Consider the following 16,726-nt stretch of genomic DNA (forward strand, 5'->3'; position numbering starts at 1 on the left):
CCCTCCTTGGTACCCCGCCCGGCGAGGCACTCGGCCCCGCCGTCAGGGGACCGCACCGCACCCAAAAGTAACCTCTGCCGCCCGCCGGGCTTCGCATAGCCTCCTGACCATGACTTCTACGAAGACTCCCGACGTATGGCTGCCGATTCCGGCCGACGAGATCGAAGGGCTCCCCAAGGGTCTCAACTACCGGTTCTGGGACGGCGCGCAGGACTTCCCCGCCGATCCCGCGGACTGTGCCTTCTACGTTGTTCCCTACATGAAGGGCCCGGAGATCGCGGTCCGCCCGCTCGCCGGGATGGGGGCCGTGCAGGTCGTGCAGACGCTCTCCGCGGGCATCGACCATGTCCAGCCGGGGCTCGGGCAGTTGCCCGCCGGGGTGCGGCTGTGCAACGCCAAGGGCGTCCACGAGGCCTCGACGGCGGAGCTCACCCTCGCCCTGATCCTCGCCTCGCTGCGCGGCTTCCCCGGATTCGTCCACGGACAGGACAAGGAGGAGTGGCGTTCCGGTTTCTACCCGGCCCTCGCGGACAGGTCCGTACTGATCGTGGGGTACGGATCGATCGGCGCCGCCATCGAGGACCGGCTCGTGCCCTTCGAGTGCGCGCGGGTGGCGCGCGTCGCGCGCTCCGCACGGACAACTGCGCGCGGCCCCGTTCACACGCTCGACGACCTGCCCGCACTGCTGCCCGAGGCCGACATCGTCGTCCTGTCCACTCCGCTGAACGCCTCCACGCAAGGGCTGGTGGGCGCCGACTTCCTGGCCGCGATGGCGGACGGCGCGCTGCTCGTGAACGTCGCGCGCGGCGGCGTCGTGGACACCAAGGCTCTGCTGTCCGAACTCGAGTCCGGCCGGCTGCGCGCCGCCCTCGATGTCACCGACCCCGAACCGCTGCCCGCCGGCCATCCCCTCTGGCATGCTCCGAACGTCCTGATCACGCCGCATGTGGGAGGCAGCACCTCGGCATTCCGGCCGCGTGCCAAGCGCCTGCTGGCCGGCCAGCTCACCCGGTTCGCAGCGGGGGAGCCGGTGCAGAACGTCGTACTCACCACTGGCTGACCACGCTGCGGATCCGTTCCACAGCACACCGTGTCGACAACTCCCCAGATCGTCACGGAGAGTAGAGGGGCTATGTCGCTGTGTGACGAGTCTGGTGTATCGTCCCGGATGGGGGGCTGCGTTGTGGAAGGGGCGGCACCGGGGTGGCAGCGGAACGCGAGGGGGGCGACGGGCGATGTATGGCCGATGGACGAACGATCCGACGCGACAGGGCGGTCGACGGCGACCGCCGGGCCGGCCACCCCGCCGGGCCCGCGCCCATCCGATGACATCGGGGGCACCCCGGTGAGCGCCCCGGCGAGCGCACTCGGGGCGCTCCTCTCCCGGCAGCCGGCCGTCGGCGGGGCCTCCGGGCTGATCTCGCAGCTCCTCCTCGGCCTGGTCTGCGGAGGTTACGCCGTGGGGGCGGCCCTGGGCTGGGGCTCGTCCGAACTGGCACTCGTCATGGGTGACTTCGGCCTCAGCGGTGCCGCCCTGATCGCGGCTGTCTCCTGCTTCCTCTACGCGCGCGCCGCGGAGAACCGCTTCCGGCCCGCATGGCTGCTGTTCTCGCTCTCCTCGCTGATGGCCGCCGGGGGAAACGCCGTCTGGGGGTGGTACGAGGTCGTGCTCGGGCTCCCGGTGCCCACCCCGTCCCTCGCCGACGTCTTCTACCTCTGCTTCGCCCCGCCCGCGATCGTCGGACTGCTCGTCCTCGCCAAACGCCCCGCCACCCGGGCCGGCTGGGTCTGTCTCGTACTGGACTCCTGGCTGATCGGCGGATCGCTCCTGACCCTGTCCTGGAGCCTCGCCCTCGCCCACACCGCGCACCTCGCGGACGCCGGGGGGACGAGCGTGGCCCGCGTGGCGCTCTCGCTGGCCTATCCGCTGCTCGACATCGTGCTGGTCTCCATGGTCCTCGCCCTGCACTTCCGGCGGTCCAACGTCAACCGCTCCGCGGTGAACACCGCCATCGCCGCGCTCGCCCTGACCGTCCTGTCGGACGCGCTGTTCGCCTCGCCGCTGCTCCGCCAGACCTACCACTCCGGCCAGTTGCTGGACGCCGGCTGGTTCGCCGGGTCGCTGCTCCTCGCGTACGCCCCCTGGGGTGCGAACCGGGCATCGGACAACGCTGTCCAGCAGCGCCCCGCCGCGCGTACCACCAGCCGCCCGATCGCCGGTTCGCTGGCCGCCCTGACGCCGTATCTCGCCGCAGCCGTCTGCACCCTCGGCATCCTCTACAACGTCATCGAGGGCCGCAGGGTGGACCGCGTCGTGGTGTTCACCGGGTGCACGGTGGTGCTCGCCCTGGTCGTCCGGCAGGGCATCATGCTCGTCGACAACATCGCCCTCACCCAGGAGCTGGCGCAGAAGGAGAACCACTTCCGCTCCCTGGTCCAGGGCTCCAGCGATGTCATCATGATCGCCGCACCCACCGGCATACTCCGGTACGTCAGCCCCGCCGCCTCCGGGGTGTACGGGCGCGAGGCCGACGACCTGATCGGCGCCGAGCTCGCCTCGATCATCCATCCCGAGGACCTGGGGCGCGTGGTCCACGAGGTGCGGCGGTTCCTGGCCGCCCCGCCCAGCGAGGAACCCACCACCCGGATCGAGTGCCGGTTCAGGTCCGGCACCGGTGACTGGCTCAATGTCGAGTCCACCGTCAACCGCCACCAGGGTGGGCTGATCCTCAACAGCCGGGACGTGACCGAACGGGTCCGGCTCCAGGCCCAGCTGCAGCACAACGCCGAGCACGACCCGCTCACCGACCTGCCCAACCGCGCCCTGTTCACCGACCGGGTCCGGCAGGCCCTCGGTGGCCGCCGCTCCGGCGACCCCGGCACCGCGGTGCTCTTCATCGACCTCGACGGCTTCAAGGCGGTCAACGACCGGCTGGGCCATCAGGCGGGCGACGAGCTGCTCATCCAGGCCGCCCGCCGCCTCCAGGAGTCCGTACGGGTGGGGGACACCGCCGCCCGCCTCGGCGGCGACGAGTTCGCGGCGCTGATCCTCGGCGGCGGCCCCCGTGACCAGTCGGCGCGTGAGTACCAGGTCCACGAGATCGCCGACCGGCTGCGCCTCACGCTCTCCCGGCCCTACCGGATCGGCGGAGGCGAGGTCCGCGTCGCCGCCTCCATCGGCGTCGCCTTCGCCGAGCCCGCCATCACCCCCACCGACCTCATGCGCAACGCCGATCTCGCCATGTACCGGGCCAAGGCGGGCGGCAAGGACCGCGTCGAGCTGTACGCCCCGCAGATGCAGGCGGACGTGGTACGCCGCTCGGAGCTCGCGGCCCGGCTGCGCACCGCCCTGCGGGACGGCGAGTTCGCCCTGCTCCACCAGCCCGTGATCCATCTCGCCACCGGCAATGTCGCCGCTGTCGCCGCGCAGGCCCGCTGGCGCTCAGCCCAGGGCATCCTTTTCACCCCCGCCGAGTTCCTCCGTGTTGCCGAGGGCAGCGACCGCACCGCCGAGCTCGGCCGCTGGCTCCTCGAAGAGGCCGTCGAGCAGGCCGCGGACCGGGCCAGGGCCGGGCACCACGTCTCCGTGGCCGTCCGGCTCTCCGCCCGCAGACTGCTGGACAAGGCGATGCCGTTCGGTTCCGTCGAGGCCCTCCTTACCCGCTACAGCCTGCCCTCAGGGGCGCTGATGATCGAGGTCTCCGACAGCGACCCCCGGGTCTCCTTCGACGAGCTCGAACAGCGCCTCGTCGCGCTGCGTCGGCTCGGCGTACGGATCGCGCTCGACGGCTTCGGCAGCGGTTACGCCGCGATCAACGCGCTGCGCCGGCTCCCCATCGACGTACTGAAACTGGACCGCGGTCTCGTCGAGGGCGTCGTGGAATCGGCCCGGCTGCACAAGATCACCAGCGGGCTGCTGAGGATCGCCTGCGACCTCGGCCTGCAGTCCGTCGCCGACGGTGTCGACGTACCGGAGCAGGTCCTCGCGCTGCGCGCCATGGGCTGTACGCACGGGCAGGGAATGGCCTTCTCGGGGCCGCTGGACGAGTACCGGCTGCGCCGCGCACTGGCCTGCGGCGAGTTCCCGGTGCCCGGTGGCCCGGTTGCACAGCCCGTCCTGGCAGGCGGCTCGATCCCACTCCTCAGCGGCTCACATGGTGAGACGTCCATCCCACCAACTTGACACGTTGGGCGCGTCGGAGAGAGGGTCAATGCCATGCGCACCCGAATTCTCGTACTTGGAAAGCGCGTCGGCTGAAGCAGAGTCCCCCGTTGGCACTCTGCAGACCACACCGACGCGCTCCCCTCGCTTGCCTCACGGCACGAGGGGTTTTTTGTTGCACCGGCACACCCCAAAACCCCGCAAAAACCCTCAGCTTCGAGAAGAGAATGCCGATGACCGAGCAGGCCACCGGGGCCCACCATCCCCAGCCGCGGGCCCGTAGCGGCGGATCGTCCCCCGCCACCGTTGAGTACGTCACGGGTGCGCAGTCCCTCATCCGGTCTCTTGAGGAAGTGGGGGCCGACACGGTATTCGGCATTCCCGGCGGTGCCATCCTTCCGGCGTACGACCCGATGATGGACTCCACCCGGGTCCGTCATGTGCTGGTCCGCCACGAGCAGGGTGCGGGCCACGCCGCCACCGGCTACGCGCAGGCCACCGGCAAGGTCGGTGTCTGCATGGCCACCTCGGGCCCCGGCGCCACCAACCTGGTCACCCCGATCGCCGACGCGCACATGGACTCCGTCCCGCTGGTCGCGATCACCGGCCAGGTCGCCTCGAAGGCGATCGGTACGGACGCCTTCCAGGAGGCCGACATCTGCGGCATCACGATGCCGGTCACCAAGCACAACTTCCTGGTCACCCGCGCCGAGGACATCCCGCACACGATCGCCGAGGCCTTCCACATCGCCTCCACCGGCCGTCCGGGCCCCGTCCTCGTCGACATCGCCAAGGACGCACTGCAGGCACAGACCACGTTCAGCTGGCCGCCGACCCAGGACCTGCCCGGCTACCGCCCGGTCACCAAGCCGCACGCCAAGCAGATCCGCGAGGCCGCCCGGCTCATCACCCAGGCCAAGCGTCCTGTGCTGTACGTCGGCGGCGGCGTCATGAAGGCCGGCGCCACCGCCGAACTGAAGGTGCTCGCCGAGCTCACCGGAGCGCCCGTCACCACCACCCTGATGGCGCTTGGTTCGTTCCCCGACAGCCACCCGCTGCACGTAGGAATGCCGGGTATGCACGGTGCGGTCACCGCCGTCACCGCGCTGCAGAAGGCCGACCTGATCGTCGCCCTCGGAGCCCGTTTCGACGACCGCGTCACCGGCAAGCTGGACGGCTTCGCCCCGTACGCAAAGATCGTCCACGCAGACATCGACCCGGCGGAGATCGGCAAGAACCGCGCCGCCGACGTGCCGATCGTCGGTGACGCCCGCGAGGTCATCGCCGACCTCGTCCAGGCGGTCCAGGCCGAGCACACCGACGGGCACGTCGGCGACTACTCCGCCTGGTGGAAGGACCTCAACCGCTGGCGCGAGACCTACCCCGTCGGCTACGACCTGCCGGAGGACGGCAGCCTCTCGCCGCAGCAGGTCATCCAGCGCATCGGCGAACTGGCCCCCGAGGACACGATCTTCGCGGCGGGCGTCGGCCAGCACCAGATGTGGGCCTCGCACTTCATCCAGTACGAGAAGCCCGCCACCTGGCTGAACTCCGGCGGCGCCGGAACGATGGGCTACGCGGTCCCGGCCGCGATGGGCGCGAAGGCCGGCATGCCGGACCGTACGGTCTGGGCGATCGACGGCGACGGCTGCTTCCAGATGACCAATCAGGAACTGACCACCTGCGCGCTCAACAACATCCCGATCAAGGTCGCGGTCATCAACAACGGCGCGCTCGGGATGGTCCGCCAGTGGCAGACCCTGTTCTACAACCAGCGGTACTCCAACACCGTGCTGCACTCCGGCGCCGACACCGAGGGCACCCCGGCGAAGGGCACCAGGGTCCCGGACTTCGTCAAGCTGTCCGAGGCCATGGGCTGCTACGCGATCCGCTGCGAGGACCCGGCCGACCTGGACAAGGTCATCGCCGAGGCCAACTCCATCAACGACCGCCCCGTCGTGATCGACTTCATCGTCCACGAGGACGCCATGGTCTGGCCGATGGTCGCCGCCGGCACCTCCAACGACGAGGTCATGGCCGCCCGCGGTGTCCGCCCCGACTTCGGCGACAACGAAGACGACTGAGAGACAGAGAGAGACCGACTCCATGTCCAGCAAGCACACGCTCTCCGTCCTGGTCGAGAACAAGCCCGGTGTCCTCGCCCGGATCACGGCCCTGTTCTCCCGCCGCGGCTTCAATATCGACTCACTCGCGGTCGGTACCACCGAGCATCCCGACATCTCCCGCATCACCATCGTCGTGAGTGTCGAGGACCTGCCCCTCGAGCAGGTGACCAAGCAGCTCAACAAGCTGGTCAACGTACTGAAGATCGTCGAACTCGAGCCCTCCGCTGCGATCCAGCGTGAGCTCGTCCTGGTGAAGGTCCGCGCCGACAACGAGACCCGCTCCCAGATCGTCGAGATCGTTCAGCTGTTCCGCGCCAAGACCGTGGACGTCTCTCCGGAGGCCGTCACGATCGAGGCGACCGGCGGCGCCGACAAGCTGGAGGCCATGCTCAAGATGCTGGAGCAGTACGGCATCAAGGAGCTCGTTCAGTCCGGCACCATCGCCATAGGGCGCGGCGCGCGCTCGATCACCGACCGTTCCCTGCGCGCACTCGACCGTTCGGCCTAGCCGTCACCCCCCTCGCCGCTCGCATGGCGAGACCCGAAAACGTTTCTGACGCACCCCGCCGTACGGTGGGACGCAACACCTGCACACCAAGGAGAAGACCCAGTGGCCGAGCTGTTCTACGACGACGATGCCGACCTGTCCATCATCCAGGGCCGCAAGGTCGCGGTCATCGGCTACGGCAGCCAGGGCCACGCCCACGCGCTGTCGCTGCGTGACTCGGGTGTCGACGTCCGTGTGGGTCTGCACGAGGGCTCCAAGTCCAAGGCCAAGGCCGAGGAGCAGGGCCTGCGCGTGGTGACCCCGTCTCAGGCCGCCGCCGAGGCCGACGTCATCATGATCCTCGTCCCGGACCCGATCCAGGCCCAGGTCTACGAGGAGTCCATCAAGGACAACCTCAAGGACGGCGACGCGCTGTTCTTCGGCCACGGTCTGAACATCCGGTTCGACTTCATCAAGCCGCCGGCCAACGTCGACGTCTGCATGGTCGCCCCGAAGGGCCCGGGCCACCTGGTCCGCCGTCAGTACGAGGAGGGCCGTGGCGTTCCGTGCATCGTGGCCGTCGAGCAGGACGCCTCGGGCAACGGTCTGGCGCTCGCCCTCTCGTACGCGAAGGGCATCGGCGGCACCCGCGCCGGCGTCATCAAGACGACCTTCACCGAGGAGACCGAGACCGACCTGTTCGGTGAGCAGGCCGTCCTCTGCGGTGGCACCGCCGCTCTGGTCAAGGCCGGTTTCGAGACCCTGACCGAGGCCGGCTACCAGCCGGAGATCGCGTACTTCGAGTGCCTCCACGAGCTGAAGCTCATCGTCGACCTCATGTACGAGGGTGGCCTGGAGAAGATGCGCTGGTCCATCTCGGAGACTGCCGAGTGGGGCGACTACGTCACCGGCCCGCGGATCATCACGGACGCCACCAAGGCCGAGATGAAGAAGGTCCTCGCCGAGATCCAGGACGGCACCTTCGCCAAGAACTGGATGGCCGAGTACCACAACGGTCTGCCCAAGTACAACGAGTACAAGAAGGCCGACAGCGACCACCTGCTGGAGACCACCGGCCGTGAGCTGCGCAAGCTCATGAGCTGGGTCAACGACGAGGACGCGTAAGACCGACCGGCAATGGGGGGCGGCGTCACGGGGCTGGGGCACGCACCTCGCGGCGTTGTCGTCCATCACCATGGCTCCGCCATGGCTCGATCCTCCGCCTTGCGAGGCACGCACCCCGGCCCCGCTCCTTCACCCACCCCCCAATTGCCGGTCGGTCCAAGGCCTTCGCCGCGGGGCGGGTCTTCGGACCCGCCCCGCGGCGTATCCATCGCAACACCGCTGGAAGAAGCGGCGTCGTACGTGTGTACAAGTCGTCCAGCCCCGTGTGGGTGATCCTTCCAACGGGGCACAGAATGCGCCCTCGCGCATGACTACACTTCTGCACATACACGCGTCAGGCCCACAGTGTCGTGCGTCTTCCACGCGGCAAGCACCTCCACCGCCTGCGGCCGTCGGGACGGCCGTCCGCACTGGACCTGTGAGGACTCACGTGAGCTCGAAACCTGTCGTACTCATCGCTGAAGAGCTGTCGCCTGCCACGGTTGACGCCCTGGGCCCGGACTTCGACATCCGGCACTGCAACGGCGCGGACCGCGCCGAGCTCCTCCCCGCGATCGCCGATGTCGACGCCATCCTGGTGCGTTCCGCCACCAAGGTCGACGCCGAGGCCATCGCCGCCGCGAAGAAGCTGAAGGTCGTCGCCCGCGCGGGCGTCGGTCTGGACAATGTCGACGTGTCCGCGGCCACCAAGGCCGGCGTGATGGTCGTCAACGCCCCGACCTCCAACATCGTCACTGCCGCCGAGCTGGCCTGCGGTCTGCTGGTCGCCACCGCGCGCAACATCCCCCAGGCCAACACCGCCCTCAAGAAGGGCGAGTGGAAGCGCTCCAAGTACACCGGCGTCGAGCTGAGCGAGAAGACCCTCGGTGTCGTCGGCCTCGGCCGCATCGGTGTCCTGGTCGCGCAGCGCATGTCGGCCTTCGGCATGAAGATCGTCGCGTACGACCCCTACGTGCAGCCGGCCCGCGCCGCGCAGATGGGCGTCAAGCTCCTCGCGCTGGACGAGCTGCTCGAAGTCTCCGACTTCATCACCGTGCACCTGCCCAAGACCCCCGAGACGCTCGGCCTGATCGGCCACGAGGCGCTGCACAAGGTGAAGCCCTCGGTACGGATCGTCAACGCCGCGCGCGGTGGCATCGTCGACGAGGAGGCGCTCGCCTCCGCCCTCAAGGAGGGCCGCGTCGCCGGCGCCGGTCTGGACGTGTACACGAAGGAGCCCTGCACGGACTCCCCGCTGTTCCAGTTCGACCAGGTCGTCTGCACCCCGCACCTCGGCGCCTCCACCGACGAGGCCCAGGAGAAGGCGGGCATCGCGGTCGCCAAGTCCGTGCGCCTCGCGCTGGCCGGTGAGCTCGTGCCGGACGCGGTCAACGTCCAGGGCGGCGTCATCGCCCAGGACGTACGTCCCGGGCTCCCCCTCGCCGAGAAGCTCGGCCGTATCTTCACCGCGCTCGCGGGCGAGGTCGCGGCCCGCCTCGACGTCGAGGTGTACGGCGAGATCACCCAGCACGACGTGAAGGTGCTCGAGCTCTCCGCGCTCAAGGGTGTCTTCGAGGACGTCGTCGACGAGACCGTGTCCTACGTCAACGCCCCGCTCTTCGCCCAGGAGCGCGGTGTCGAGGTCCGCCTCACCACCAGCTCCGAGTCGCCGGACCACCGCAATGTGGTGACCGTCCGTGGCACGCTCGCCGACGGCGAGGAGGTCGCGGTCTCCGGCACGCTGGCCGGACCCAAGCACCTGCAGAAGATCGTCGCGATCGGTGAGCACGATGTGGACCTGGCGCTCGCCGACCACATGGTCGTCCTGAGTTACGAGGACCGTCCCGGTGTCGTCGGCACGGTCGGCAAGATCCTCGGCGAGGCCGGGCTGAACATCGCGGGCATGCAGGTCTCGCGCGCGGATGTGGGCGGCGAGGCGTTGGTCGTGCTCACCGTCGACGACAACGTCCCGCAGACGGTGCTCAGCGAGATCGCCGAGGAGATCGGCGCGACCTCGGCCCGTTCGGTGAACCTCACCGACTGATTCTGCCGCCTTCTCAGCCGCACCCGGCATACGGGCGTCCTGAACGGACGTCTGCATACCGGGTGCGCTGCTGTCGTGGGGCGCCGTGAGAGTCCGCCCGAAGGCGCCGAGCGCTGCCTGCCGGAGAAGGGTTCCGGGCGGACGACGGCCCGCGCCGTCGAGGCGACCGCGCCGTCGCCGCAGGATCTGACGGACGGCCTCAGGAGGACCGGAGGCGTGGACGGCATCGCCAGCAAGGCGCCCAGCGCCAGGGGCGGCGGCGGGTCCGTCCCCCACGGGCCCGGCCCGGTCATGCGCGGGCCCGGTCAGAGCCTGTCGGGTGACCTTCGATCGGAAAGCGGACGCGGTCTGGTGCGTGCGATTCCAAGGCGCTGGAAGGTCATCGGATGGGGTCTCCCCTGCTCGAACGAAGCTGAGAGCTTGGGGAAGGAGCTACTAGGGCATTTCGGCAACGCGGGAAGCGTGCGTGCCAGGGCGTGGCCGCCCGATCAGAGGTCACCGACAGGCTCTCAGACGGAGGGCGGCGGAAGGGCCCGGCACAGTGCCTCCAGGGCCGCGGGGTACGCATGGTCCGGCGGCGTCGCATAGCCCACGACCAGGCCGTCCTCGGCGGGCATCGTGGCGGCCGGATGCCGGAAGTCGGCGAGCGGGTCCAGAGCGAGCCCCTGCCAGGCCGCGGCCTTGACGGTGGAGCGCTCGGTGCCGGGCGGCAGCCGCAGAACGGCGTGCAGACCTGCCGCGATGCCGGTGGGCGTGATGTGCGGGGCGTGTTCGGTGAGGGCGGTGACCAGCTGGTCGCGGCGGCGCCGGTAGCGCTGCCGCATCCGGCGGATGTGCCGGTCGTAGTGGCCGGACTCGATGAACTCGGCGAGCGCGAGCTGGTCCAGGACGCTCGCCCAGCCCTCGCGTTCGCCCTTGGCGGCCAGTACGGCGTCGACGAGCTGCCCGGGAAGCACCATCCAGCCCAGCCGGACCGCGGGGGAGAGGCTCTTGCTGACGGAGCCGAGGTGGACGACCCGTTCCGGGTCGAGCCCCTGGAGGGCGCCGACCGGTTCGCGGTCGTAGCGGAACTCCCCGTCGTAGTCGTCCTCCAGGACCAGCCCGCCGCGGGTGCGCGCCCAGTCGACGGTGGCCGTGCGCCGCTGCGGATGCAGTGGACCACCCGTCGGGAACTGGTGGGCCGGGGTGAGCAGCACACTCCGCACGCCCGGCAGTCCGGTCAACTCGCCGGTGCGTGCCCCGTGTTCGTCGAGCGTCAGCGGTACCGTACGCACCGAGGCGGCAGCCAGCAGGGAGCGGTGGAAACCGAGCCCGTACGACTCCACCGCCAGCGGTCCGCGCAGCACCCCGCCGCCGAACAGCAGTCGCAGCGCGTGCGCGAAGCCGGAGCAGATCACGATCCGTTCGGGCACACAGCGCACCCCTCGGGCGCGTGCCAGATAGTCGGCCAGCGCCCGGCGCAGCTCGATCCGGCCCTGCGGATCACCGGGCCCGAAGGCGTCGTTCGGTGCCGTGTTCACGGCGCGGCGGGAGGCGGCCAGCCAGGGTGTACGGGGGAAGGAGCCCGCGTCCGGCTGGCCCTGCCGGAGGTTGTGCACGGGAGGGGCCGGGCGGGTCGGCGCCCTCTTGGGCACGCGGACCGGGGCCACCGGGGCAGCGCGGTGCGCGACCCGGGTGCCGGAGCCCTGCCGGGCGGTCAGCCAGCCCTCGGCGACCAGCTCTGCATAGGCGTCGGCAACGGTGTTGCGGGCCAGGCCGAGGTCGGCGGCGAGCGAGCGGTAGGGCGGCAGCCGGGTGCCCGGGGCCAGCCTGCCCTCCCGTACGGCGTCCCGCAGTGCACGGATGAGAACGGTCCGGCGACTGCCGGGACCGGTCAGCTCCAACAGCAGGTCGCTGCCGATCCGCTCCGCCGAATTGACCCATGATTCCGCCATGAAAATGCACCCTACGCGAGGTCGCCCGGCTCCGTAGCGTAGTGGTCATGACGAACAACGACGCAGTCACCCGCACCCCTCGGATCAACTTCGCCAAGGCCGCGCCGAAGGCGTTCAAGGCCCTGATCGGCTTCGACGCCGCCGCCCGCCAAAACCTGGACCCCGCACTCGTCGAGCTGGTCCAGATCAGGTCCTCCCAGCTCAACGGATGCGCGTACTGCCTTCATATGCACACCACGGACGCCCGCAAGGCCGGTGAGAGCGAGGAGCGGCTGCACATGGTCGCCGTCTGGCCGGAGGCCGCGCACTTCTTCACGGAGAAGGAGCAGGCGGCGCTCGCCCTCACCGAGGCCGTCACCCTGGTCTCCAGGGGCGGCGTCTCGGACGAGGTCTATGTCCGCGCGGCCGCCCACTTCGAGGAGGCCGAACTGGCCGGGCTGCTCGCCCTGATCTTCACGATCAACACCTGGAACCGCATCGCACTGAGCACTGCCAAGGTGGCCGGCACGGACGAGCGGGTGGCGCACTGAGCGGGGCCGGAGTGTAGGGAGCGTGACTTCGTGAGCACTGGCTCCGCGAAATTGCCCATCTGTTGTCCATCTCGCAGGGGCATTGTCCATCAGCATGCGGAACCTACACGGAGCTCAGAGCCGGGCACCCTTCAGCGCCATGTGCAGCAGCAGCCGGTCCTCGCCGTCGTTGAGGTCCAGGCCGGTGAGCTGCTCGACCCGGGACAGCCGGTAGTACAGCGTCTGACGGTGGATGCCCAGCTCGGCCGCCGTCCGGCTCGCCTGGCCCGCGCAGTCGAGGAACACCTCGGCGGTGCGGGCCAGCTCCGCGTGGGGCGGGGTGAGCAGCGTACGGACGGTGAGGTCCGGGGCGGTGTCCGTGGTCGGCGGGAGGGAGGTCAGCAGACGGTACGGGCCGATGGCCGACCATTCGGCGACCGGGCCGAGGCGAGACTCCGCGGCTGCCGCGCGGGCCGCGGCCGCGGCCTCGTGCCAGGCCGAGGCCAGCTCCGGCAGGCCTCGGCGGGGGACTCCGATTCCGGCGGTCGCCGTGCGGCCCGCGGTGGTCCGCAGCCGGTCCGCGGCGGTGACAGCCGGGTCGAGCACGTCGGAGGAGCGCAGCCGGACCAGCGCTGCCAGCGACAGGGTGCCCGCCCGCGCCGGTGACGGGACGGTGGACAGCGCCGCAGCCGACGGCACCGTACGGGCCGACGGGGTCTCGTCCGGCCACGGCGTCACACAGACCACCGTGTGCAGGCCGTCCGCGTCCGGGCCCAGCGCCTCCCGGAGCGCGGCGACCGCCATGTCGCGCTGCCAGCCCCGCCCGGCGGTGAGCACCGCGCCGAACTCCCGTGACAGGTCCGTGCCGGCCCGCGCCTCGTCGGAGAGCAGCGCCCCGATCCGGGCCGCCACGTCCATCGCCGCGGTCAGCTGCTCGTCGGTCGGCCCGGGGTCCGCGTCGAGCAGCCATACGTAACCGAGCACGACACCCCGATGGCGTACCGGCAGGCAGATCCGGCCCCGGAACACACCCGCCTCCGGGGCAGCGGGGATCCGGACCGGGCCGGTGGCGCGGGCGATGCCGAAGCCCTCGAACCACGCGCGGACCGCCGGGGTGGAGCGCCGCTTCAGGATCGACCGGGTGCGGACCGGATCCATCGCCATATCGTCGTCGCTGTCGTGCGCCCCGAAGGCGACCAGGCCGAAGTCCCGGTTCTCCAGCGTGGCGGGGACGCCGAGCAGCGCGGAGATCTCGTCGACCAGCTCCTGGTAATCGCCCTTCACCCGGCCATTCTCGCACCCACTTCAGACATATGTCTGAGATCCAGTGCATGGATGCGTGACAGCTGTCGATGGCACAGGATCGGGGAGATCCTTAGATTTCACGGTGGTTCTCCGTGCTGTACCGGTCTGATTCAGTTCCTGCCGATACGGCCCTCGTACATACCTTTCCGTTGGAGGTGCCCCGTGCTGGCTCCCGTGATTCTCGCTGCGTCGCGCAGTGACAAGATGCGCCGATTCATTTCGGCCGCCCCGGGGACCAAGCAGGTCGTCGACCGGTTCATCGCCGGTGAGACGGTCGAGCAGGTCGTCCCGATCATCAAGGACGCCACCGGGAAGGGTCTGGAGGTCACCCTCGACGTCGTGGGCGAGGACATCACCACGCCGGAGCAGGCCACCGCCGCGCGCGACGCCTACCTGGAGCTGATCGACCGCCTCAAGGACCTCGGCCTGGGCACCAGGGCCGAGATGTCCGTCAAGCTGTCGATGTTCGGGCAAGCGCTGGAGGGCGGCCACGAGATGGCGCTCGCCAACGTCCGCCCCGTCGTCGAGGCCGCTGCGGCGATCGGCACCACGGTCACCCTGGACGCCGAGGACCACACCACCCTCGACTCGATGTTCGCCATCCACGAGGAGCTGCGGAAGGACTACCCGCAGACCGGCTGTGTCATCCAGGCGTACCTGTTCCGCACCGAGGAGGACGCCCGCCGCCTCGCCGCCGCAGGCAGCCGCGTCCGCATCGTGAAGGGCGCCTACAAGGAGCCCGCCTCCGTCGCGTACCAGGACAAGGCCGAGATCGACAAGGCGTACGTCCGCATCCTGAAGATCCTGATGGACGGCGAGGGCTACCCGATGATCGGGTCCCACGACCCGCGACTGATTGCCATCAGCCAGGAGCTGGCACGCAAGGCCGGGCGCAAACTGGACGAGTACGAGTTCCAGATGCTGTACGGGATCCGCAGCGACGAGCACGTCCGGCTCGCGGCCGAGGGGCACCGGATGCGCGTCTACACCGCGTACGGCACCGACTGGTACGGCTACTTCATGCGCCGCCTCGCGGAGAAGCCGGCCAACCTGCTGTTCTTTGCCCGCTCCATCCTCACCAAGGGCTGAGCGGCGGCTGTCGTCATTCAGGTGTCAGGACGCATCCTGGATGAGGACAGCCACCGCTCTTCGGCCGGGTGCGCCGGACCCAGTTCCCTTTCGTCGCCGAAAGGCCGAAAGGAGCTACGGAACTCGTGACTCCGCCCCACTGGGGCTTCTCACTCACCCGCCGAAGCAAGCTCGTGACGGTCAAGCCCTGACCGCTGCTCAACGTACGTCACCACTTCAGATCCTCTCAGCTGAAGTCAGGGATTCACTCGGAAGAGGTAACTCATGGACGCTGTGACCCAGGTCCCCGCGCCGGTCAACGAGCCGGTCCACTCCTACGCCCCGGGCTCCCCGGAGCGTGCCCGCCTGGAGGTGAAGCTCAAGGAGCTCGCCGAGAACCCGATCGACCTGCCGATGACCATCGGCGGCGAGAAGCGGATGGGCGGCGGCGAGCGCTTCGACGTCGTGCAGCCGCACAACCACAAGGCCGTCATCGGTACCTTCGCCGGCGCCACCGAGCAGGACGCCCAGGACGCGATCGACGCCGCCCTTGCCGCCGCCCCGGCGTGGCGGGCGATGTCCTTCGACGACCGCGCCGCGATCATCCTGCGCGCCGCCGAGCTGCTGTCCGGCCCCTGGCGCGAGACGCTGGCCGCGTCCACGATGCTCGGCCAGTCGAAGACCGCCCAGCAGGCCGAGATCGACACCCCCTGTGAGCTCGTCGACTTCTGGCGCTTCAACGTGCACTACGCGCGCCAGATCCTTGCCGAGCAGCCCCCGGCCAACTCGCCGGGCGTGTGGAACCGCATGGACCACCGCCCGCTGGAGGGCTTCGTCTACGCGATCACGCCGTTCAACTTCACGGCCATCGCGGGCAACCTGCCCACCGCCCCCGCCCTCATGGGCAACGTCGTCGTGTGGAAGCCGTCCCCGACGCAGACCCACTCCGCGGTGCTGCTGATGCAGCTCCTGGAGGAGGCCGGTCTGCCCAAGGGCGGCATCAACCTGGTGACCGGCGACGGCATCGCCGTCTCCGAGGTGGCCCTGAACCACCGCGACCTGGCCGGTATCCACTTCACCGGCTCGACCCCGACCTTCCAGCACCTGTGGAAGACGGTCGGCAACAACATCGCCAACTACCGCACCTACCCGCGGCTCGTCGGCGAGACCGGCGGCAAGGACTTCGTCGTCGCCCACCCGTCGGCCGACCACGCAATCCTGAAGACCGCGCTGACCCGTGGCTCCTTCGAGTTCCAGGGCCAGAAGTGCTCGGCCTCCTCCCGCGCGTACGTCCCGGCCTCCATCTGGAACTCCGGCTTCAAGGAGAAGTTCGCGGCCGAGGTCGACTCCATCACCATGGGTGACGTCACCGACCTGTCGAACTTCATCGGTGCCGTCATCGACGAGCGCTCGTTCGCCAAGAACAAGGCCGCGATCGACCGCGCCAAGTCCGACCCGTCCTGCACGATCATCGCGGGCGGCGCGTACGACGACTCCGTGGGCTACTTCGTCCGTCCGACCGTCATCGAGTGCAGCGACCCTTCGAACGAGGTCTTCACGACCGAGTACTTCGGCCCGATCCTCGCCGTGCACGTCTACGAGGACGACACGTACGACGAGATGCTGGAGCAGATGGAGTCGGTCTCCGACTACGCGCTGACCGGGGCCGTCATCGCGAACGACCGCGCCGCGGCCGCGCACACGATGGAGAAGCTGCGGTACGCCGCGGGCAACTTCTACATCAACGACAAGTCGACCGGTGCCGTCGTCGGCCAGCAGCCCTTCGGTGGCGGCCGTGCCTCGGGTACGAACGACAAGGCGGGCGCCCCGCAGAACCTGCAGCGCTGGACGCTGACCCGCGCCATCAAGGAGACGCTGGTCCCGCCGACCGACTACACCTACCCCCACCAGGGCTGACGCCCTCGGGGTGCGGCACGCCCGCACCCCGCCACAAGTCCCGCCCCCGTCCGGCTCCCCCCAGCCGGAC

11 protein-coding genes are annotated in these 16,726 nt (G+C 69.8%); 9 read left to right on the plus strand and 2 right to left on the minus strand.

Annotated features, from left to right (window positions below):
- Positions 1-109 precede the first annotated feature (109 nt).
- From ACWD6R_RS11895 to serA, 6 genes are all read left to right on the plus strand, one after another.
- Positions 110-1,060: a 2-hydroxyacid dehydrogenase gene (locus tag ACWD6R_RS11895; RefSeq protein WP_451818561.1), complete on the plus strand. Its 951-nt coding sequence runs from the start codon at positions 110-112 to the stop codon at positions 1,058-1,060.
- A gap of 285 nt (positions 1,061-1,345) precedes the next feature.
- The gene (locus tag ACWD6R_RS11900) at positions 1,346-4,183 is read left to right on the plus strand and encodes a putative bifunctional diguanylate cyclase/phosphodiesterase (protein ID WP_451818622.1); all 2,838 of its coding nucleotides are present in this window, start codon (positions 1,346-1,348) and stop codon (positions 4,181-4,183) included.
- A 206-nt stretch (positions 4,184-4,389) separates the two neighbouring features.
- On the plus strand, positions 4,390-6,246 hold the full coding sequence (locus ACWD6R_RS11905; RefSeq protein WP_451818562.1) for an acetolactate synthase large subunit: 1,857 nt from the start codon (positions 4,390-4,392) through the stop codon (positions 6,244-6,246).
- Between the two features lie 22 nt (positions 6,247-6,268).
- Entirely contained in the window at positions 6,269-6,796 is a 528-nt protein-coding gene (ilvN, locus tag ACWD6R_RS11910; RefSeq protein ID WP_451818563.1) for an acetolactate synthase small subunit, read from the plus strand.
- Between the two features lie 102 nt (positions 6,797-6,898).
- Positions 6,899-7,900: a ketol-acid reductoisomerase gene (gene ilvC, locus ACWD6R_RS11915; protein ID WP_393303084.1), complete on the plus strand. Its 1,002-nt coding sequence runs from the start codon at positions 6,899-6,901 to the stop codon at positions 7,898-7,900.
- Between the two features lie 430 nt (positions 7,901-8,330).
- Positions 8,331-9,923 carry a phosphoglycerate dehydrogenase gene (serA, locus tag ACWD6R_RS11920; protein ID WP_451818564.1) on the plus strand — a complete coding sequence of 531 codons (1,593 nt, stop codon included), beginning with the start codon at positions 8,331-8,333 and terminating at the stop codon, positions 9,921-9,923.
- A gap of 509 nt (positions 9,924-10,432) precedes the next feature.
- On the opposite strand, the gene pdxR is transcribed toward serA, so the two are convergent.
- On the minus strand, positions 10,433-11,857 hold the full coding sequence (pdxR, locus tag ACWD6R_RS11925; protein WP_451818565.1) for a MocR-like pyridoxine biosynthesis transcription factor PdxR: 1,425 nt from the start codon (positions 11,855-11,857) through the stop codon (positions 10,433-10,435).
- A gap of 47 nt (positions 11,858-11,904) precedes the next feature.
- Here pdxR and ACWD6R_RS11930 point away from each other — a divergent pair, with 47 nt between their 5' ends.
- The gene (locus tag ACWD6R_RS11930) at positions 11,905-12,387 is read left to right on the plus strand and encodes a carboxymuconolactone decarboxylase family protein (protein WP_451818566.1); all 483 of its coding nucleotides are present in this window, start codon (positions 11,905-11,907) and stop codon (positions 12,385-12,387) included.
- A gap of 114 nt (positions 12,388-12,501) precedes the next feature.
- Here ACWD6R_RS11930 and ACWD6R_RS11935 read toward each other — a convergent pair whose 3' ends face one another.
- A complete protein-coding gene (locus ACWD6R_RS11935; RefSeq protein ID WP_451818567.1) occupies positions 12,502-13,650 on the minus strand; it encodes a PucR family transcriptional regulator in 1,149 nt (382 codons plus the stop codon).
- A gap of 183 nt (positions 13,651-13,833) precedes the next feature.
- Between ACWD6R_RS11935 and ACWD6R_RS11940 the strand changes: the two genes are divergently transcribed.
- Positions 13,834-14,760 carry a proline dehydrogenase family protein gene (locus ACWD6R_RS11940; protein ID WP_327244201.1) on the plus strand — a complete coding sequence of 309 codons (927 nt, stop codon included), beginning with the start codon at positions 13,834-13,836 and terminating at the stop codon, positions 14,758-14,760.
- Positions 14,761-15,024: 264 nt separating this feature from the next.
- Positions 15,025-16,656: an L-glutamate gamma-semialdehyde dehydrogenase gene (gene pruA / locus ACWD6R_RS11945; RefSeq protein ID WP_451818568.1), complete on the plus strand. Its 1,632-nt coding sequence runs from the start codon at positions 15,025-15,027 to the stop codon at positions 16,654-16,656.
- Positions 16,657-16,726 lie beyond the last annotated feature (70 nt).

The organism is Streptomyces sp. NPDC005151, assembly GCF_053599875.1.